This is a genomic window from Acinetobacter sp. DL27, from assembly GCF_055810995.1.
Genome location: NZ_CM147947.1, coordinates 678,547 through 697,329 on the forward strand (window position 1 = coordinate 678,547; position 18,783 = coordinate 697,329).

Annotated in this window: 16 protein-coding genes; 9 read left to right on the forward strand and 7 right to left on the reverse strand. The window is 42.3% G+C overall.

Annotation, left to right across the window (positions count from 1 at the left end):
- Positions 1 to 70: 70 nt before the first annotated feature.
- From AC0KVP_RS03305 to AC0KVP_RS03315, 3 genes are all read right to left on the reverse strand, one after another.
- Entirely contained in the window at positions 71 to 1,534 is a 1,464-nt protein-coding gene (locus tag AC0KVP_RS03305) for an amino acid permease (protein ID WP_473340403.1), read from the reverse strand.
- Between the two features lie 9 nt (positions 1,535 to 1,543).
- Positions 1,544 to 2,569 (reverse strand): methyltransferase, encoded by a 1,026-nt coding sequence (locus tag AC0KVP_RS03310; RefSeq protein ID WP_473338959.1) that lies wholly within the window; start codon positions 2,567 to 2,569, stop codon positions 1,544 to 1,546.
- 67 nt (positions 2,570 to 2,636) lie between these two features.
- On the reverse strand, positions 2,637 to 4,007 hold the full coding sequence (locus AC0KVP_RS03315; RefSeq protein WP_473338961.1) for a uracil-xanthine permease family protein: 1,371 nt from the start codon (positions 4,005 to 4,007) through the stop codon (positions 2,637 to 2,639).
- Positions 4,008 to 4,178: 171 nt separating this feature from the next.
- Between AC0KVP_RS03315 and typA the strand changes: the two genes are divergently transcribed.
- The 3 genes from typA to AC0KVP_RS03330 all read left to right on the forward strand — a co-directional run bounded on the left by typA (position 4,179) and on the right by AC0KVP_RS03330 (position 7,110).
- Positions 4,179 to 6,017, forward strand: a complete 1,839-nt coding sequence (gene typA, locus AC0KVP_RS03320; RefSeq protein ID WP_473338963.1) for a translational GTPase TypA — start codon at positions 4,179 to 4,181, stop codon at positions 6,015 to 6,017.
- A 201-nt stretch (positions 6,018 to 6,218) separates the two neighbouring features.
- Positions 6,219 to 6,653, forward strand: a complete 435-nt coding sequence (mscL, locus tag AC0KVP_RS03325) for a large conductance mechanosensitive channel protein MscL (protein ID WP_004695171.1) — start codon at positions 6,219 to 6,221, stop codon at positions 6,651 to 6,653.
- Positions 6,654 to 6,780: 127 nt separating this feature from the next.
- Positions 6,781 to 7,110: a gamma-glutamylcyclotransferase family protein gene (locus tag AC0KVP_RS03330; RefSeq protein WP_473338967.1), complete on the forward strand. Its 330-nt coding sequence runs from the start codon at positions 6,781 to 6,783 to the stop codon at positions 7,108 to 7,110.
- A gap of 58 nt (positions 7,111 to 7,168) precedes the next feature.
- Here the strand turns inward: AC0KVP_RS03330 and AC0KVP_RS03335 are convergent, their stop codons facing one another.
- Both AC0KVP_RS03335 and mutM read right to left on the reverse strand, forming a co-directional pair.
- Positions 7,169 to 7,453, reverse strand: coding sequence for a peptidylprolyl isomerase (locus AC0KVP_RS03335; RefSeq protein ID WP_004695176.1), 285 nt, complete (start codon positions 7,451 to 7,453; stop codon positions 7,169 to 7,171).
- Positions 7,450 to 8,304 (reverse strand): bifunctional DNA-formamidopyrimidine glycosylase/DNA-(apurinic or apyrimidinic site) lyase, encoded by an 855-nt coding sequence (gene mutM / locus AC0KVP_RS03340; protein ID WP_473338971.1) that lies wholly within the window; start codon positions 8,302 to 8,304, stop codon positions 7,450 to 7,452. The genes AC0KVP_RS03335 and mutM overlap by 4 nt, the downstream gene beginning before the upstream one ends.
- Before the next feature lie 353 nt (positions 8,305 to 8,657).
- On the opposite strand from mutM, the gene AC0KVP_RS03345 reads away from it, so the two are divergent.
- From AC0KVP_RS03345 to AC0KVP_RS03355, 3 genes are all read left to right on the forward strand, one after another.
- A complete protein-coding gene (locus AC0KVP_RS03345) occupies positions 8,658 to 9,938 on the forward strand; it encodes a carbohydrate porin (protein ID WP_473338976.1) in 1,281 nt (426 codons plus the stop codon).
- 108 nt (positions 9,939 to 10,046) lie between these two features.
- The gene (locus AC0KVP_RS03350; RefSeq protein ID WP_473338980.1) at positions 10,047 to 11,162 is read left to right on the forward strand and encodes an NADH:flavin oxidoreductase/NADH oxidase; all 1,116 of its coding nucleotides are present in this window, start codon (positions 10,047 to 10,049) and stop codon (positions 11,160 to 11,162) included.
- Between the two features lie 110 nt (positions 11,163 to 11,272).
- Positions 11,273 to 12,196 (forward strand): AEC family transporter, encoded by a 924-nt coding sequence (locus AC0KVP_RS03355; RefSeq protein WP_473338982.1) that lies wholly within the window; start codon positions 11,273 to 11,275, stop codon positions 12,194 to 12,196.
- Positions 12,197 to 12,237: 41 nt separating this feature from the next.
- Here the strand turns inward: AC0KVP_RS03355 and AC0KVP_RS03360 are convergent, their stop codons facing one another.
- Positions 12,238 to 13,047: a tetratricopeptide repeat protein gene (locus AC0KVP_RS03360; protein WP_201952358.1), complete on the reverse strand. Its 810-nt coding sequence runs from the start codon at positions 13,045 to 13,047 to the stop codon at positions 12,238 to 12,240.
- Between the two features lie 292 nt (positions 13,048 to 13,339).
- Between AC0KVP_RS03360 and AC0KVP_RS03365 the strand changes: the two genes are divergently transcribed.
- Positions 13,340 to 13,585: a hypothetical protein gene (locus AC0KVP_RS03365; protein ID WP_004695190.1), complete on the forward strand. Its 246-nt coding sequence runs from the start codon at positions 13,340 to 13,342 to the stop codon at positions 13,583 to 13,585.
- Positions 13,586 to 13,926: 341 nt separating this feature from the next.
- Positions 13,927 to 15,117, forward strand: coding sequence for a PQQ-dependent sugar dehydrogenase (locus AC0KVP_RS03370; RefSeq protein ID WP_473338986.1), 1,191 nt, complete (start codon positions 13,927 to 13,929; stop codon positions 15,115 to 15,117).
- A gap of 74 nt (positions 15,118 to 15,191) precedes the next feature.
- Here AC0KVP_RS03370 and ygfZ read toward each other — a convergent pair whose 3' ends face one another.
- On the reverse strand, positions 15,192 to 15,914 hold the full coding sequence (gene ygfZ / locus AC0KVP_RS03375) for a CAF17-like 4Fe-4S cluster assembly/insertion protein YgfZ (protein WP_473338990.1): 723 nt from the start codon (positions 15,912 to 15,914) through the stop codon (positions 15,192 to 15,194).
- A 261-nt stretch (positions 15,915 to 16,175) separates the two neighbouring features.
- Here ygfZ and acnD point away from each other — a divergent pair, with 261 nt between their 5' ends.
- The gene (acnD, locus tag AC0KVP_RS03380; RefSeq protein WP_473338994.1) at positions 16,176 to 18,782 is read left to right on the forward strand and encodes a Fe/S-dependent 2-methylisocitrate dehydratase AcnD; all 2,607 of its coding nucleotides are present in this window, start codon (positions 16,176 to 16,178) and stop codon (positions 18,780 to 18,782) included.
- The last annotated feature ends 1 nt before the right edge of the window (position 18,783 follow it).

Here is an 18,783-nt window from a genome sequence, read left to right on the forward strand (position 1 = left end):
AAATGAATAAACGATGAAATGATGACAATAAAAAAACAGCCCGAAGGCTGTCTTTTATTATGAATGGATTTTATTCGCGATCAGGATTCATTGGACTGACATCCATCTCTTGATAAGAAACCAGTTTGGTTTTGTATTTCCATTTATAGCCTAGCCAAATCACCAAGAATAAGAAAATACCAATATAGGTCGATAAAACGGAGAGCCATTCGCCATCAAGTACCGCTTGGTAGTTTTGACCTAAAACAACAATCGCACACAGGATAAAGGCAAACCACGGTGCAAAGGGGAAGAATTTCGCACGATAAGCTAAGTCTTCAACCTTATGACCTTGGGTAACATAGCCTTTACGGAAACGATAGTGTGAAACTGCAATCCCTAACCAAACGATAAAGCCACACATACCTGACATGTTGAGCAACCAATTAAAGACCTGTTCTTCACCAATAAAGGTGGTTAAGAAGCAGAGTGCAGCAATTGCTGTTGTCGCATAAAGCGCATTCATAGGTACGCCGCGAGGGTCTAATTTGGCAAACACTTTAGGTGCACTGCCATTTTGAGCCATATTGAACAGCATACGCGTTGACGAATACATCCCCGAATTACCTGCCGATAGAATCGCAGTTAAAATCACGGCATTCATCACGCTGGCAGCAAAGGCAAAACCAGCTTTTTCATAGAGTAAGGTAAATGGAGAGAGTGCAATATTCTCTGATGAAGCTGCTTGTAACAAAAGTGGATCATCATATGAAATGAGTGTGCCGATAATGAAAATACACACTACATAAAACAGTAGAATGCGCCAAAAAATCTGTTTGATGGCAATCGGAATCGTTTTTTGCGGATCTTTTGATTCACCTGCAGCAACACCGACCATTTCGGTACCTTGGAACGAGAACCCTGCAATCATCGCCACACCAATCAGTGCAGATAAGCCACCAACGAAGGGCGCTTCACCTTTGGTCCAGTTGGCAAAAGTTGCGACACCTGGCGTCATCATGATTTTAGCGATCATGAAAATACCAATGATGATAAACACAATGATGGCAAGGACTTTAACCAAGGAGAAGAAGAACTCACTTTCACCAAAGCCTTTGACTGTCAGTGCATTGATCCCAAAGACAACAGCTAAGAAGAGAGCACTCCAGTAGAAACCGGGCAGGTCGGGAAACCAGAATTTCATGATGAATTGTACTGCAACCAATTCAAATGCAACCGTAATGGCCCAGTTATACCAATAGTTCCAGCCAAGGGCGAAACCAAAACCGCCTTCAACATACTTGGTGCCATAGGTGAAAAATGCACCCGATGTTGGGTTGTGTGTTGCCAACTCACCCAGACTGGTCATGAGAAAGTAAATCATTACACCAATTAAGCAGTAGGCCAATAACGCCCCGCCAGGGCCAGCATTTGCAATGGTTGCACCTGAGGCAAGGAATAAACCTGTACCAATTGAACCACCAATGGCGATCATATTCAGATGGCGAGCTCCAAGCTTCCGCTTGAGTTGAGCTGGTTGAGTCGTTTCGCTCATCATTGTTCCTTAAGATTTCTTTTGTGTGCTAGCAAACAGCACTTTAAAGCCTTGTTGATCGGCTTTGGTTGTACATTGGCCAAAACTTTGCTCAATGAGTAATGGATAATTCAGAAAGCGGTTGGCAACAATCCACAACTCACCATCCGATTTAAGATGGCGACGGGATGTTTTGCATAAATTTTCGCTGGCATTGTAATCTGTATGAATGCCTTGATGGAATGGGGGATTACTGACGATTGCGTGTAAAAACAGAGGAGCATCCTCAATTCCGTGTACCGCCTTAATCTCAAGTTGTTCTGGTAAAAGGTTATTTTTCTCAAAAGTCATTTTTGTTGAAGCCAGTGCAAAGGCATCGACATCCAGTGCAAAAATGCGATTTTTCGGATTTAACTTGGCCAAATAAGCACTGATCACGCCTGCACCACAGCCAAAGTCTGCAATTTTTCCAGAAGTGACCTGTGAAAGGTGAGGCAATAACACGGCTGTACCCACGTCCAGACGATTTTGACTAAACACACCCGGTAATGCGCAAATCTGTAATTCACCTTTCGGGGTTGGCACTGTATAGAGTTGTGCCCAATCGGCCAAAGGTTTTGTGGTTACGGTTTTTTCGGTGACTAACTGCCACATTTGACAATGTCGAGCGCTGTCTAATTTGAGGGTTTTACCAAAAGGTTGTAGCTGTTTAGAGGCGCGTTCTACACCGCCTTTCTTTTCACCAACTAAAAAGATTGATGCGCCTACGGCCAAGCGACTCACCAGTTGGTGTAGGACATAATTGAGTAGTTCTTTTGACTTTGGAACAAACACGATGGCTTGATCAAAAGCGACATCAGGCAAATCTGTGCCAAAATGTACTGAGCTTTGTTGAGCCTCAAAATATTGTAATTCGTTAAGATTCCATGTCCAAAAATGTGGTTCTACAGTACCAATTAGCTGTGTGTTTAATTCGTCACACGGTGCATTGACCAGTAAAACTGAACCAGAGAGAAATTCCTGCTGGCGAAGAACAACTTCACTTCGTGGATCCATTTTATATACTCCATTGTAAAAACGATGCCCAGACAGTGCTGGGCAAAGTGCATACTGAAATGAACAATTATTTCTTCGTTTCAGGAAGAATAATATTTAATAACAAGGCTGCAATACCACCTGTCGCAACACCCGAGCTAAAGATGTTACGGAATAATTCAGGTAAGTGTTCCAAAATTTGTGGAACTTGTGCAACACCCAAGCCGAGTGCCAATGAAATGGCAATAATCAGTAGTGCGCGGCGGTCAAGATGAATACCTGACAGAATGTTAATTCCAGAAGCTGCTACAGCTCCAAACATCACCATTACAGCGCCACCTAAAACAGCTTGAGGGACCGCCTGAATCACACCTGCAACAGCAGGGAGTAAACCTAGAATCACCAATAACGCAGCAATCCAGATGCCGACATAACGGCTCGCAACACCAGTAAGCTGAATCACGCCATTGTTTTGTGCAAAGACCGAGCTAGGGAAGGTGTTGAAAATACCCGCAAGGAAAGAGTTTGCACCATTTACCAAGACACCACCTTTAATACGCTCCATCCATGTTGCACCATCGACAGGTTGGTTGGAGAGTTTAGAGGTTGCCGTAATATCACCAATTGCCTCTAAAGAGGTCACAAGGTAAATAAAGGCCATTGGAATAAACAAACTCCAAGAGAAGCTGAGTCCAAAATGCATTGGGGTTGGAATTTGAACCAGAGGTGCATCCTGAAGACCTGAAAAGTCGAGATGCCCCATAAAGCCTGCCAACACATAACCGACAATTAGTGCGATTAAAATAGCCGAGCTTTTCACCCAAGTAATACGAATGCGGTTCAATATAATGATCAGTGCCAATACTGTACAGGACATGATTAAGTTGTCTGCATTAGCAAAGGTATTGTTTGACATGGCTTGATAGCCACCCCCCATGCTGATTAGACCTTCTTTAATGAGAGTCAAACCAATCAATAACACCACAATGCCTGTAACTAATGGGGTAATGAGCATTTTCACCCATGGCAGAATGCGTGACACGCCCATTTCAATAAATGAACCTGCGATTACCACACCAAAAATTGCAGCCATGACGGATTCTACAGGAGTCCCTGCAGCCACCATGGCTGAACCAATTCCAATAATCGGGCCGATAAAGTTAAAACTGGTGCCCTGAACAATCAATAAGCCTGCACCAAAAGGTCCAACTTTTTTACATTGTAAGAAGGTTGCAATCCCTGAAATGACCAAAGACATGGATAAAATCATGTTGGTGTCTTGTTTTGAAACACCTAAAGCTAAACAGATCAGTAAGCCGGGTGTAACAATTGGGACAATAATTGCAAGGAGATGTTGAAAGGCAGCAAGAAAAGCAATGATTGGGCGAGGGCGGTCGTTTAAACCATAGACCAAATCGAGTTGATCTGTTTGATTGGGAGAGAGTTTCTGATCAGACATATGTCAAAGGGTGTTAGCAAGGTGGCGCTATTCTAATCGCTTTACACAGCTTTACAAAATTAATTACACACCACTTATCAAAAAAAATGAGTCTGTCAATAAACTGTCACTACTAAATTCTATTATTTTTCTGTATAATTTGCCCTCAAACTTTAGGCGTATCGAATTTACATGTCAGATATCAAAACTCTCCGCAACATTGCCATCATTGCGCACGTTGACCACGGTAAAACCACTCTAGTAGACAAACTTTTACAGCAATCAGGTGCACTTGGCGATCGTGCAGGCGAGATTGAGCGTGTCATGGATTCAGGCGCGATTGAAAGTGAACGTGGTATTACCATTCTTGCAAAAAACACGGCAATCAAATGGTTAGATGCACGTACCAATACAGAATACCGTATTAACATCGTCGACACCCCAGGACACGCAGACTTCGGTGGTGAAGTTGAACGTGTAATGTCGATGGTTGACTGTGTACTTCTTCTTGTTGATTCTCAAGAAGGTCCAATGCCACAAACTCGTTTCGTAACGCAAAAAGCGTTCGCACGTGGTTTGAAGCCAATCGTCATCATCAACAAAGTCGACAAGCCAAGCGCGCGTCCAGATTGGGTTATTGACCAAGTATTTGATTTGTTTGATAACCTTGGTGGTTCTGACGAACAGTTAGACTTCCCAGTTGTTTACGCTTCAGGTCTTCGTGGTGTTGCTGGTCCATCTCCAGAAGAACTTGCTGAAGATATGACTCCATTGTTCCAAACCATCGTAGACATTGTTGAGCCACCAGCAGTTGATGTTGATGGTCCATTCCAAATGCAGATTTCTTCACTTGACTATAACAGCTTCGTAGGTGTTATCGGTGTTGGTCGTATTCAACGTGGTTCAGTTGGTCTGAACACTCAAGTTACTGTAATTGATAAAGACGGTAAGACTCGTAACGGTCGTATCTTAAAAATCATGGGTTACCACGGTTTAGAACGTGTTGATGTTGATTCTGCTCAAGCAGGCGATATCGTATGTATCACAGGTATTGATGAACTTCATATCTCTGACACAATCTGTGATCCGAAAAATGTTGAAGCTTTACCACCATTGTCTGTAGATGAGCCTACAGTAACGATGACTTTCCAAGTAAACAACTCACCGTTTGCTGGTAAAGAAGGTAAATTCGTAACTTCACGTAACATCCGTGAGCGTTTAGACCGCGAATTGATTCATAACGTAGCGTTACGTGTTGAAGACACTGACAGTCCAGACCGTTTCAAAGTATCTGGTCGTGGTGAACTTCACCTTTCAGTTCTTATTGAAAACATGCGTCGTGAAGGCTTCGAGATGGGCGTATCTCGTCCACAAGTAATCTTGAAAGAAGTTGATGGCGAAAAGCAAGAGCCATACGAAAACGTAACATTTGACGTTGAAGAACAGCACCAAGGTTCTGTAATGGAACAAATGGGTCACCGTAAAGGCGAAATGACGAATATGGAAGTTGACGGTAAAGGCCGTATCCGTATTGAAGCAACTGTTCCTTCACGTGGCTTAATTGGTTTCCGTTCTGAATTCTTGACCATGACTTCTGGTACAGGAATCATGACTTCAAGCTTCTCGCATTACGGTCCAATGAAACAAGGTACTGTTGCGAAACGTCAAAACGGTGTGTTGATTTCTATGGTTCAAGGTACTTGCCTTGGCTATGCATTGTTTACATTGCAGGACCGTGGTCGTCTATTTGCTAAACCTCAGTTAGAAGTTTACGAAGGTATGATCATTGGTATTAACTCTCGTTCAGATGACATGACAGTTAACCCAACTAAAGCAAAACAGTTAACAAACGTACGTGCTTCTGGTACTGATGATGCGTTGACTCTTGTTCCTGCTGTTGAATATACACTTGAACAAGCACTTGAATTCATTGAAGATGATGAATTAGTTGAAGTAACACCTAAGTCAATCCGTATCCGTAAGCGTTACTTGACTGAAAACGAACGTAAACGTAACCGTTCTGGTAAATAAGTTTTAAAAATGATGTTGCCCCATGCAGGGCCGCGACATTTAAAAATGCCATCAATTTATTGATGGCATTTTTTTGTTTAAAATTAGCAAACCAATATATAAAAGCAGATGATTTCCGAGTAAATTACGTGGAAATGAAGCTATAAAATTAATGTATACTTCGTCACATAAATTAAAGTCAAAAAATAACTGGAGATTTAGATGAGTATTGTTCAAGAATTCCGCGAATTTGCGGTAAAAGGCAACATGATTGATTTGGCTGTCGGTGTAATCATCGGTGGTGCATTTGGTAAAATTGTCGATTCATTGGTGAAAGACATCATCATGCCATTGATCACGGTTGTGACTGGTGGTGGTGTAGATTTCACACAGAAATTCTTTGTTTTGGGGGACAACCCAAACAATTTACAGTCTTTAGATGAGTTAACCAAAGCTGGGGTAAACGTCCTGACTTATGGTAACTTCCTTACGATTTTAATTAACTTCATCATTTTGGCATGGGTGGTGTTCTTAATGGTGAAAATGATTAATCGTATGCGCCGTAAACAAGAAGAAGCAGCGCCTGAACCAGCAGCAACCCCAGAAGATATCGAGTTGTTACGTGAAATTCGTGATGAATTGAAAAAACGTCAGTAATCGAATGGTTAAAATAAAACGGCACATCAAGTGCCGTTTTTTTATGTCTGAGACTGATCCAAAGACTGGTTTTTGTACAATTTTGACTTTATGATGCGCGCTGATTGAATAGCTGTGGTGATGCCGAATGAACCAATTATTTGTCTATGGGACACTTCGTCCCAATCATGAAAATGCCCATCTTTTAGAGCGTATAGGTGGAACATGGCAAAAAGGCTATGTGCATGGCGTGGTGCATATTTTGGATTGGGGACCTGACAAAGGCTTATTCGCCATTGTTTTAGATCCGCAAGCAGCAGCAGTTGAAGGATATTTTTTTAGCAGTAAAAAATTAACCGAACATTGGGATGCGTTGGATGAGTTTGAAGGGATACAGTATCAACGGGTGAGGGTACAAGGGACGTTGGAGTCAGGCGAACGCGTTGATGCTTGGACATATGAGATGAAAGAGGCTTAATCAAATACAGTGTTCGTGATGTGTTTAGGCTTAAACACATCACATACCGCACAGCCTTTTAAAAATCCATACGGAATTTAATTTCTAGTAAATGAAAACCAAATTGGCTCTTGATGGGGCCATGTAGTACTTTTTCAGCAGCACTAAAGACCAATTTATCAATCACAGGCACCAGTTGGCCTTTTTTGACTTCACCCAGTTCACCACCGCGCTTAGCTGAATTACAGGTGGAATATTGCTTGGCAATTTTGGCGAAATCGGCACCATCGTGGATTTTCTTTTTCAGTTGTTCAGCGAGGTCTTTGTCTTTGACCAAAATATGACGAACAATGGCAGTTTTCATTTGGTTTTTCCTCGAGCTGTGGCTTTGGGCTTAGGTTGCACTTTTTTCAGCGGTTGGCATTCGGGACAAAATACAGAAGCACGCTGTCCCAGTTTAATGTTTTCAAGCGTAGTCTCGCAGTTCACACACATTTCACCTGCTCGACCATAAGCCAATAAGGTTTGTTGAAAGTAACCATTTTCACCCATCGCATTGGAATAGTCCCGCAGGGTAGAACCACCTAAATCGATGGCCTGCTGCAAAATACGTTTAATTTCGACCACCAATTTTTCAATTTGGCTGGGCGTTAAACTAGACGCCACTTGCGCAGGGTGTATGCCCAAATTAAACAAACTCTCTGTGGCATAGATATTTCCAACACCAACCACCACATGGTTATCCATGACTGCAACTTTTATGCCGACCTGTTTGCTTTTTAACTTTTGACTTAAATATTCAGCGTTAAAATCAGCACTCAGCGGTTCAGGCCCAAGGGTATCGATTAACTTGGTTTGCGAATATTCATCCAGCCATAAAATACAGCCGAAGCGGCGCGGATCATGGTAGCGTAGCTCGACATCTTCAAAACGAATAATCAAATGATCGTGTTTACGCAGCGTTTCACCGACCTCACAAATACGGAAACTCCCTGACATGCCCAAATGCCAAAGCATCGTGTCTTGTTCAAAAACGGCCAAAATGTATTTAGAACGGCGTTTGAGTTGAATTAAACGCTGTCCTACCAGTTTGCTGAGATCGGCGGGAATCGGCCAGCGCAGGCTCGACTGGCGAACTTCAATACTGAGTACTTGTTGATCTAATAACGGCGCTAAACTGGCTTTGGTGGTTTCAACTTCGGGTAATTCTGGCATGGCAACATGAGCTGATAAAACTTGAGGCTAATATTGCGGTGTACACGCAAGATTGCAAGTGATTTCAGTCAGAGGCTTGCTTTTAGCGCATTTGCACAAAGCAAAAGTGCGGGATTGTGTGCTGCGATCAGGAATCATCCTCTTTAAATAGCATTCTTGAATCGAGTGAAAACTGGCATGAATCACCCAAATCCAATCTTCTATTTATAGCTGTGGACGATATTGATAACTTTTTTTTGACTTAATGATAAAAATTTTGCTGAGATCTTTGTTTAAAAATTATGTACTTTTCATTAAATTTTTCATTTAAATGAAATGGATTGTTCTTCATTTTAGTTTGGGGCTTAGGTTTTATGCGACAGTTTTCTTTCTCTTTATTAGCAACTGCAATGTGTGCTTGGGCGACAGTGAGTCATGCGGAGCAAATGTTGGATGTACATGGCCAGTATTTGTTTGGTGACTGGCAGGGAAAACGAACTGAATTGGCGCAAAAAGGCATTAAGTTTGAAGCCAATGCTTTAACAGATACCAACTATTTGGCGGATGGCGGTCGCAATGCAGGTGCAAGCCCAAGTACCGCTTCGCAGTTTTGGTTAGGAACACAATTTGATTTAGAAAAGCTAGCGGGCTGGGAAGGGGTCACTGTTCGTTTTGTTGCGACTGCGCGTCAAGGACAAAGTACCTCAATTCGAGATTTGCAAGATCCTTCTGCACCGCAATTAGCCAATGTGCAAGCCACTTATGGCCGTGGAAACCAAGACAGCCGTTTATCTGAGCTTTCGATTGAAAAGCGTTTTAAAGCACAAGGGCTCAGTGTCAAAGTTGGGCGACTGGGTTTGGGTTCTGATTTTGATGTGATGGCCTGTGATTTTGTTAGTAATGCCTTTTGTGCCGCGCAAATGGGGAAATGGCAGGGCAATATCTGGATGAATACGCCGGTTTCACAATGGGGCGGTCGCATTAAATATCAAGTGACTCCTGAAGTGGCAACGCAAATTGGGGTGTACGAATTTAATCCAGATAATGGCAATGGCAAAGCCGAGGGACAAGGTTGGAGCCTAGACACAGAACATGCCGACGGTGTGACTATTCCAGTAGAAGTGATTTGGACACCGAAAGCACTGTTCAATGGTTTGGTGGGGAGTTATCGGGTCGGTGGGATATATAACACCGCAGATGATCCAAATAACCAATATGACGTGGCTTATGGCAAAGGTGTGGTTGGCGAAGACCGGACATTTGCAGGATGGATTGCCATCGAACAGCAACTGACTTCAACGGGTGCAGGGCGCCAAGGTTTGCATAGTTTTGCCAACTTTACATGGCATGACCACATCACCAATAAAGTAGACAACTCGCAACAAGTGGGGCTGAAATATATTGGGGTATTTGAGCAGCATCCGACGGATATTTTAGGTTTGGGTGTGAATCGAGTACATCTGAATGAGCGATTCACTGCGGGTAAAGCACAGTATGATGCGAGCGCGGAATACAATATTGAACTGAACTATAGCTATAACGCTACGCCGTGGTTAATGTTACGTCCCAACATCCAATATGTGATCAACTCAGGTTCAAGCCATGTGGTGGATAATGCATTGGTCTTGGGGCTCGGAAGCCGCATTATTTTCTAAATAGATAGCCATAAAAGTGCAAAGGTTTGACAGCAGATTTGCACTTTTAGCGTTGAATGCAAGGCACTTTATTTGTTATAGATCATAGTGAGTACAGGGAGAGCGGTGATGCCATTATTATTTCAACCCATTCAATTTGGGGATCTAAACTTAACAAATAAAATCGTGATTGCGCCGATGTGCCAATATTCAGCCAATGATGCGGGTGAGCTGAGCTATTGGCATGAGCAACAATGGGCCAATTATGCTTTGTCAGGTGCAGGCTTATGTATTGTTGAAGCGACAGCCGTACAAGCGGTAGGACGGATCAGTTTTGCGGACTTAGGACTGTGGAATGATTTGCAACGTGCGCAAATGAAGGCCTTACTTCAAAAAGTCAAAACACTCTCTCCAATGCCTTTTGCCATTCAACTGGCACATGCGGGACGTAAAGCATCGACTGATCGTCCTTGGTCGGGAAAAGGTCAGATCAAACCGAATGAACCGCATGGTTGGCAAACGGTGTCTGCCAGTGATGTCCCCTTTAAGCCTGAAGAGCATGCACCACATGCTTTGAGTGTGCCAGAGATGCAAGACATCATTGATGACTTTGCCAGTGCTGCAGTACGCGCTGTAGATGCAGGTTTTGAGCTGATTGAGCTACATGCAGCTCATGGCTATTTGTTGCATCAGTTCATGTCACCGCTGTCGAACCGACGTACAGATGAATATGGCGGAAGTTTTGAAAACCGCATTCGATTTACTTTAGAAGTCTTCCAAGCTATTAAACAAGCTGTTCCTGAAAATTATCCCGTGGGTATACGTTTATCTGCAACTGATTGGATGGAGTCGACCACAACAGAAAGTTGGGATATTGATTCAACAGTGGGGCTATCGAAAGCGTTGGAGCAACTCGGTGCGGCTTATATTCATGTTTCAAGTGGTGGCTTGCATGTGGAACAAGACATTCAGATTAAGGCCAAGTATCAAGTGCCTTTTGCCCATGCAGTGAAACAAGCGGTGAAAATTCCAGTCATTGCGGTGGGCTTGATTACAGAAGCTAAGCAGGCTGAACATATTTTAGAAGCGCAAGAAGCCGATGCAATTGGTCTGGCGCGCGCCATGTTGTATGACCCACGATGGCCGTGGCATGCCGCTGCAGAACTGGGTGGGAAAGTCTCTATTGCACCGCAGTATTTACGGTGTCAGCCTCATGGGATCAAAGATTTGTTTTCTGCGTTTTAATCACATAAGCATTCTACTTCGCCCATTGGTCTTTTAAAATATTTCAACTGAGTAAAGGTGTATTCTAGGATAGGTCTTTACTTACATCATCTGGAAAAGGAACAACTTGAATGATTTTTTCGGTAATTTTTCCAGTATTTTTCCTGCTCTTCCTCGGTTTTGCCTCTGTCAAAATCCAGTTGCTCGCTAAAGAGCAAATGACTGCAATCAGTGCTTTTGTCATCAAAATTGCGTTACCTGCTTTATTGTTGCACGCCTTAGCTTCAAAAGATTTGCATGAAATTTGGTATCCGTCATATTTTTATGTTTATGCCGCTGTGACCTTTGGCTTATTTATTACGGCTTTTATTTTAGGTCAAAAGTTGTTTAAGAATCACTTTACCCACGCTGCAGTCTTTTCACTGGGTGCATCCATGTCCAATACGGGGTTATTGGGAGCAGCGATTTTGACGCTGCTGATGGGAAGTGAAGCGATGATTTATATTTCATTGGTGGTGATCATTGAAAGTGTATTTCTTGTACCGCTGATGCTCACTCTGGCAGAAATAGGGCGACAAAGACAAGCCAATTTAGCCTCCATTTTAAAAACTACATTTCTTACGCTACTTAAAAATCCACTGTTCTTGTCGGTGATGCTTGGTATGAGTTGTGCGATTTTCGAAATTCAAATTCCACATTTAATCGACCAAGTGTTTGCGATGTTAGGCCAGACTGCTGCACCTTTAGCGCTCTTTATTATTGGTGGGGGAATGGTGGGTCTCACTATTCAGTCTTTTAACCTGCAAACGGTTTATCTGGTGGTATCTAAAAATATTTGTATGCCACTATTGGTTTATTTAGGACTGACCTATTTGACTGCATTGGACCCAAAGATGATTTATGCAGGAACCTTGATTGCAGCTTTACCAATGCCGTCTTTGTTTGGAATTTTTGGGCAAGTGTATGGCTTAAATGAAAAAGCACTCACCCCATTGATGATCAGCACGCTATTGAGTTTTGTGGTGGTCAGTGTCTTGATTGGTCTTTGGTGGTGAAAAAAATACTCTCAATTGAGAGTATTTTTTGAAGAAGAGATTTATTTTTTGACCGCAGCTGTTGCAGCAGGGGCTTTGGCTTGATCGGCAATCATTTTATCAACCATCGCCAAAGACTCTTTGGCCTGTGGCACATTTTCCTTGGCTAAAGCGGTGAAAATTTTCTTCGCTTCAGGCAAGTTCTGCGGAATGATATTGCCATTAGCAAACATATTGCCTACGGCCATCAGTGCAGGAATATAGCCTTTTTTGGCTAAGTCTTGAATGCTGTTGAGGCCTTTTTGAATGGGTGCTTCCTGTTTGTTTTTAAAGCCTGTGCTGATGTCGTACAAGGCTTGTGCATGAATGGCTTGATAGTTACCTTTTTTCACCAAAGGCTCAAGTTTCTTAAGGGCTAACTTTTCAGACTCTGGTTTATTTTCGGAAAATAACAGTACGGCATATTCAACGGTTGCATCATCAAAGCCTAATTTAGATGCGGCTTCAAAGTGTTGTTTGGCTTTGTTGATGTCTTGAGGCAAGCCTAAAGTACCAGTGACATAGTTTTTCGCAAGCACATAATGCGCAACAGGGTAGCCTTTGTTTGCAGCATCTTGATAGAGCTGAATGGCTTTCTTCTCATTCTTCGCTGTGCCTTGGCCAGTCTGAGTCAAATAAGCCAAGTTGTACATGGCTTGTGGGTTGCCAGACTTTGCCAGTTTTTCTAAAGCCTGATATGCCCCCGTCATATTGTTGGCTTTGACCATTTCTTCAATCTTGGCAAATTCGGGGTTGATGGTATCTTGAGTGGAGGCTGCAAGTGCAAGCTGACTAGAGAGTGCAATTAAGCTTGCAAGTACGAGTTTCTTCATGTTTTATAAACCTTTTTCATACACATAAGTCCATCTATGTGTGTATTTGTTTTGAGTCATTTCACATCATAAGTTGAATTGTGTGAATGTAAATATCTGAATTGTGTCTTGGTCTTACAAATTTCCGTTGATTGTGTTGATCGGTATATATTTTTCCAATACAAACTGCATACTTTACAGTGGAAAGGACTGAAAGAGGTTATTGGTATTTGCAGTTGATGGCTTCGGGTTTTATTAGGATTCTGGCTTAGATTCTGTTTAAATAGCGCTGAAAATGAGTAGTGAGTTCAGCATGTTTATTAAGTCAATTAAGCGAAATTATTTAAAAGTTTTGGCCGATGAGTCGATTCCAGATGGTGAAAAAATTGATGCCTTATTGATGAAATTGGGTGGTGAATTTTTAGTGAGCAAAGATGACCGCGTGTATATCTTTGAAAAAGACGGTGTGACTGCAAAATTTGATGCTAAACATGCACGAGACTTTTCATTTAAAGACTATCTCTGCAAAGACATGAATAAGCTGTTTCATGATTTTTGATATTTCATATTCATTGAAAATGAGTGAACTATTAAATAAGGCTCTAAAAAGGGTTTAAGTCCTTGGGTGAGCCTTTTATCCAAGGACTGATGGTTGCTATAGAGTTCTAAAGCAACAATTTTTTATGTTTTGTTTATACCCGAAGAACGAGTGTGAATGGCTTAACCCACTGTAAAGACACTTGCAGTGGTTAGGCTAAAAGATAATATAAAATAATAGTTTGTATATGAAGAGCCTATACGATTTTCTAGCAAAAGCGTTTGACTATGTGCTCATCATTCAAGTTATATCATATAAAAAAGAAGGTTACTTTTCATAAGATGAATCGAGACGTCTCTAAAATGATAAAAATATTCTCAATCTTATTCATAAGCTTAATTAGTTCAATGGCAGTTTTAGCGGGGCAGCCAAATCTTGTGCCTCATCAAATCAACTTGAAAAATGGGAAGCGTTTTTCTCTCAATCTTCCAGAAAATTACGACATTATTCCTGCGGCTGAGGGCTTAAAACGTGTTCGTTTTTTTAGCAAAGCACCTGACGGTAGAATGTTTGTAACGGACATGCACGATTTGACCGACAATAATAAAGGCATCGTTTATATTTTGGATGAATGGAATGCTGAAACTGGTAAATTCAGCAAAATTATTCCTTATATGACAGGTCTGAAAAATCCAAATTCAGTTCAATTTTATACCGATTCTTCAGGGCAAGACTGGTTATATTTGGCTGAAACTCATCAGCTCACCCGACGAAAATTCACCCAAGGTGAAATAAAACCCACGGCTAAAGCTGAAGTTTTAGCGACTTTTCCTGATTATGGTTTAAGTTATAAATATGGTGGCTGGCATTTAACACGAACCATTGCAGTAGGTGGGAACGGAAAAATTTACGTTTCAGTGGGTTCAAGTTGTAATGCTTGTGCCGAGAAAGAAAAAGTTCGAGCAACAGTTTTAGAAATGAACCCTGACGGTTCGGAACAAAAGATTTATGCCACAGGCTTACGCAATGCTGTCGGTTTGAAATGGGTGGGTAAATTTTTATTTGCCACCAATCAAGGTGCAGACCATTTGGGTAAAAATAAACCTGACGAAACTTTTTATGCACTCAAACGTGATGCCGACTATGGTTGGGCTTCATGCTATTCGTCGAATGGTAAGATTTTTCCAGATTCAAAATTCAAACGTCCAACAGGATGTAAAAATGTACCATCTCCTTATGCCTATTTCCCATCGCATTCATCTGCACTAGGATTTGACTATTTTGATCATCCAAATACGGATGAAACCATTAAAAATTCTTTTTTAGTTGCTTTACATGGTTCTACGGATGCCACAATTGGTCATGGTTATAAAATTGTGATTATGCGTAAAGGGAAAAAACTTGAAACCTTTATGGATGGTTTTTTAGTGGGGAATAAGGTGAATGGTCGGCCTGCGGATATTTACCGTATAGATGCAAATTCCTTTTATTTTTCTGACGATAAGGGCGGTGTGGTTTATTATGTGAGGAAGAAAGAGTCCTCATCGCTTTAAGTTTAAAAAAAGCCCCCAAAACCAAGAATAAGTTTTAGAGGCTAATTTATCATAATAATATAAAATTTAAAGACTTAAGCAGGTCTCGCCACATCACCATTTAAGTGTTCTGGTAAGTCTAAAACTGTTACATCCAGTTCGGTCAAAGACTCAGGACGTGCCACCACCAACGCGACATAACCGATATCAATCGCAGCACTATTCACCACTTGAATACCTTTGTTTAACTGTTCAGCTTGCGCAGGCGCACTGCCTGTACCCTGAATTAAATGCAACCATGCTTTGGGTTTGGCTTTAAACCATAAACGCGCAATTACTTCCTGACCCAAGTAACATCCTTTGTCATAGTGCACGCCTTCACGTTGGTGTAAACGTAGCTCTTGAGGTTGAAACACATGCTCAATGGCTTGGTCGATATACGCTTCACCATGAGTAATGGCTTGCACTTGCCATGCTGCAATATCGGTAGGCTCAGCAGAGAAAGTGGTACGGTCTTGCGTGAAGGTTGGGAAAACTGAACCCATAGGTTCAAGTTTCATTTTAGAAAAAGCACCAAACTTTTTAATGTGCTTAGCAAACTCTTCCGACTGGTCTTGAGTGGTGACAATTTCAAAATGTTCAGGGTTACGTTTTGTCAGCCACAAACCGAAGTGAATACGGCCTTTCAAGTCACAAATGGCGGTGTATTGCGTTGTATTTTCAGCTAAAGCTTCAACGTTGACCGTCACTTGACCTTGTAAAAATTTGAGTGCATCTACACCAATTAAAGTGAAAGAGGAGAAAGCTAGATCGCTCATGAATTGCTCGCCTACCTTAAAATCTAATACTAAAGAATTAGGGCTATTTTCCGCTATTTTTCAGAAAAAATCATATTTAGAGTAAATATTTAAAAGTTAATGTAACTAAATATTTCAAAAACCCCTGTTTTTATATCTAAGTTTATGAAATATAAACGATTTGGGAAATGGGTTTTCGACAGTGTAGTATGCCTAGCAGACAAAGATGAATTGTCTCGTAAAGACAGTGAAGAAAAATGAAACACCAAAGGCAGGAACGCTATGAACAATAATCACCGCAAACCACTGCAAGGCACCCAGCTAGAATACTTTGATGTGCGAGAAGCCGTTGAACAGATTCAGCCAGGCGCTTACGCAAAACTTCCATACACGTCAAAAGTATTGGCTGAACAGTTAGTGCGTCGTTGTGATCCTGCCATTTTGGAGCAGTCACTAAAAGAACTGATTTTCTCAAAACAAGATCACGATTTCCCTTGGTATCCTGCGCGTGTCGTCTGCCATGACATCCTTGGACAAACAGCACTCGTAGACCTTGCCGGTTTACGTGATGCCATTGCAGATCAAGGTGGTGACCCATCAAAAGTAAATCCCGTTGTACCGACTCAGTTGATTGTCGATCACTCTCTTGCTGTGGAATACGGTGGTTTTGATCCAGATGCATTTGAGAAAAACCGTGCCATTGAAGATCGTCGTAATGAAGACCGTTTCCACTTCATCGAATGGACTAAGACCGCTTTTGAAAATGTCGATGTGATTCCTGCGGGCAATGGCATCATGCACCAAATCAACTTGGAGAAAATGTCTCCAGTGGTGCAAAGTCGTGAAGGTGTAGCATTTCCAGATACGTGTGTCGGTACAGACTCTCACACACCACATACCGATGCGCTCGGTGTGATTTCGATTGGTGTCGGTGGTTTGGAAGCTGAAAATGTGATGCTCGGTCGTGCATCGTGGATGCGTCTTCCAGACATTATCGGGGTTGAATTTGTTGGACAACGTCAAGCGGGGATTACTGCAACCGATATCGTATTGGCTTTGACTGAATTCTTGCGTAAAGAACGTGTCGTTGGTGCATATTTAGAGTTCTTTGGTGAAGGTGCGGACAGCATGTCAGTAGGTGATCGTGCCACGATTTCCAATATGACCCCTGAATATGGCGCAACAGCAGCCATGTTCTATATTGACCAAAACACCATTGATTATTTAACGCTGACAGGTCGTGAAGCTGAGCAGGTTGCACTTGTTGAAAACTATGCCAAAGAAATTGGTCTTTGGGCATCAGACATGAAACAAGCGGAATATCCTCGTGTACTTCGCTTCGATCTTTCAACGGTAACACGTAATATTGCAGGCCCATCAAACCCACATGCGCGTGTATCTACCAGCGACTTAAAAGAAAAAGGCATTGCAGGTGTTGTTGAAAATCGTACCGATGGCTTAATGCCTGACGGTGCTGTGATTATCGCTGCAATTACTTCGTGTACCAATACATCAAACCCACGTAACACAGTTGCAGCAGGTTTATTGGCACGTAAAGCCAATGAATTGGGTTTAACCCGTAAACCTTGGGTGAAATCTTCTTTTGCACCGGGTTCTAAAGCTGCTGCTTTGTATCTTGAAGAAGCAGGCGTATTAGACGATTTAGAGAAACTCGGTTTTGGTATCGTGGCGTATGCATGTACCACTTGTAACGGTATGTCAGGTGCGTTAGACCCTAAACTACAACAAGAAATTATTGACCGTGACTTGTATGCAACTGCGGTACTTTCGGGTAACCGTAACTTCGATGGTCGTATCCATCCTTATGCAAAACAAGCATTCTTGGCATCTCCTCCGCTGGTTGTTGCATATGCGATTGCAGGAACGATCCGTTTTGACATCGAAAAAGATGCATTGGGTACAGATAAAGAGGGTAATCCAATTTACCTGAAAGACATTTGGCCATCGGATGAAGAAATTGATGCATTGGTTAAAGAAGCGGTGAAACCTGAACAGTTCCGTAAAGTGTATATTCCAATGTTTGACTTGGGTGTAACAGAAAAAGCGGCCAGTCCTTTATATGACTGGCGTCCGCAAAGTACCTATATCCGCCGTCCACCGTATTGGGAAGGGGCTTTGGCTGCACCTCGTACACTGGCAAATATGCGTCCGCTTGCCATCTTGCCTGATAACATCACCACAGATCATTTGTCACCATCGAATGCAATTATGATGGATTCGGCAGCAGGTGAGTACCTACACAAAATGGGTGTACCTGAAGAAGACTTTAACTCCTATGCAACGCACCGTGGTGACCATTTGACTGCACAACGTGCAACGTTTGCGAATCCAAAACTGTTTAATGAAATGGTGGTTCGTGCGGACGGTACGATCAAGCAAGGTTCGAAAGCACGTGTTGAGCCTGAAGGCGAAGTGATGCGTATGTGGGAGGCGATTGAAACTTATATGAATCGTAAGCAACCGTTGATCATTATTGCAGGTAAAGACTATGGTCAGGGCTCTAGCCGTGACTGGGCTGCCAAAGGTGTCCGTCTTGCAGGTGTTGAAGCGATTGTGGCAGAAGGTTTTGAGCGTATTCACCGTACTAACTTGGTGGGTATGGGCGTGTTACCGCTTGAGTTTAAAGCGGGTGTTGACCGTAAAACCTTGAAGCTAGATGGTACTGAGCTGTATAGCGTGATTGGTAATATCGCGCCGCGTTCGACGTTAACTTTAGTCATTGAGCGTGCGACGGATGAAGGTAAGAGTGAAATTGTTGAAGTACCTGTCACTTGTCGTCTAGATACTGAAGAAGAAGTGTCTGTATATGAGGCGGGTGGTGTATTACAACGTTTTGCTCAGGACTTTTTAGAAGGTCAAGTGGCTTGAG

What these genes read in the sequence shown, in the direction of transcription:
- AC0KVP_RS03345 (WP_473338976.1), top strand. Translation starts at nt 8,658, where the DNA reads ATGCGACAGTTTTCTTTCTCTTTATTAGCAACTGCAATGTGTGCTTGG.
- AC0KVP_RS03355 (WP_473338982.1), top strand. Translation starts at nt 11,273, where the DNA reads ATGATTTTTTCGGTAATTTTTCCAGTATTTTTCCTGCTCTTCCTCGGT.
- typA (WP_473338963.1), top strand. Translation starts at nt 4,179, where the DNA reads ATGTCAGATATCAAAACTCTCCGCAACATTGCCATCATTGCGCACGTT.
- AC0KVP_RS03360 (WP_201952358.1), bottom strand. Translation starts at nt 13,047, where the DNA reads ATGAAGAAACTCGTACTTGCAAGCTTAATTGCACTCTCTAGTCAGCTT.
- ygfZ (WP_473338990.1), bottom strand. Translation starts at nt 15,914, where the DNA reads ATGAGCGATCTAGCTTTCTCCTCTTTCACTTTAATTGGTGTAGATGCA.
- mscL (WP_004695171.1), top strand. Translation starts at nt 6,219, where the DNA reads ATGAGTATTGTTCAAGAATTCCGCGAATTTGCGGTAAAAGGCAACATG.
- AC0KVP_RS03350 (WP_473338980.1), top strand. Translation starts at nt 10,047, where the DNA reads ATGCCATTATTATTTCAACCCATTCAATTTGGGGATCTAAACTTAACA.
- AC0KVP_RS03310 (WP_473338959.1), bottom strand. Translation starts at nt 2,569, where the DNA reads ATGGATCCACGAAGTGAAGTTGTTCTTCGCCAGCAGGAATTTCTCTCT.
- AC0KVP_RS03335 (WP_004695176.1), bottom strand. Translation starts at nt 7,453, where the DNA reads ATGAAAACTGCCATTGTTCGTCATATTTTGGTCAAAGACAAAGACCTC.
- acnD (WP_473338994.1), top strand. Translation starts at nt 16,176, where the DNA reads ATGAACAATAATCACCGCAAACCACTGCAAGGCACCCAGCTAGAATAC.
- AC0KVP_RS03330 (WP_473338967.1), top strand. Translation starts at nt 6,781, where the DNA reads ATGAACCAATTATTTGTCTATGGGACACTTCGTCCCAATCATGAAAAT.
- AC0KVP_RS03315 (WP_473338961.1), bottom strand. Translation starts at nt 4,007, where the DNA reads ATGTCTGATCAGAAACTCTCTCCCAATCAAACAGATCAACTCGATTTG.
- AC0KVP_RS03370 (WP_473338986.1), top strand. Translation starts at nt 13,927, where the DNA reads ATGATAAAAATATTCTCAATCTTATTCATAAGCTTAATTAGTTCAATG.
- AC0KVP_RS03305 (WP_473340403.1), bottom strand. Translation starts at nt 1,534, where the DNA reads ATGAGCGAAACGACTCAACCAGCTCAACTCAAGCGGAAGCTTGGAGCT.
- AC0KVP_RS03365 (WP_004695190.1), top strand. Translation starts at nt 13,340, where the DNA reads ATGTTTATTAAGTCAATTAAGCGAAATTATTTAAAAGTTTTGGCCGAT.
- mutM (WP_473338971.1), bottom strand. Translation starts at nt 8,304, where the DNA reads ATGCCAGAATTACCCGAAGTTGAAACCACCAAAGCCAGTTTAGCGCCG.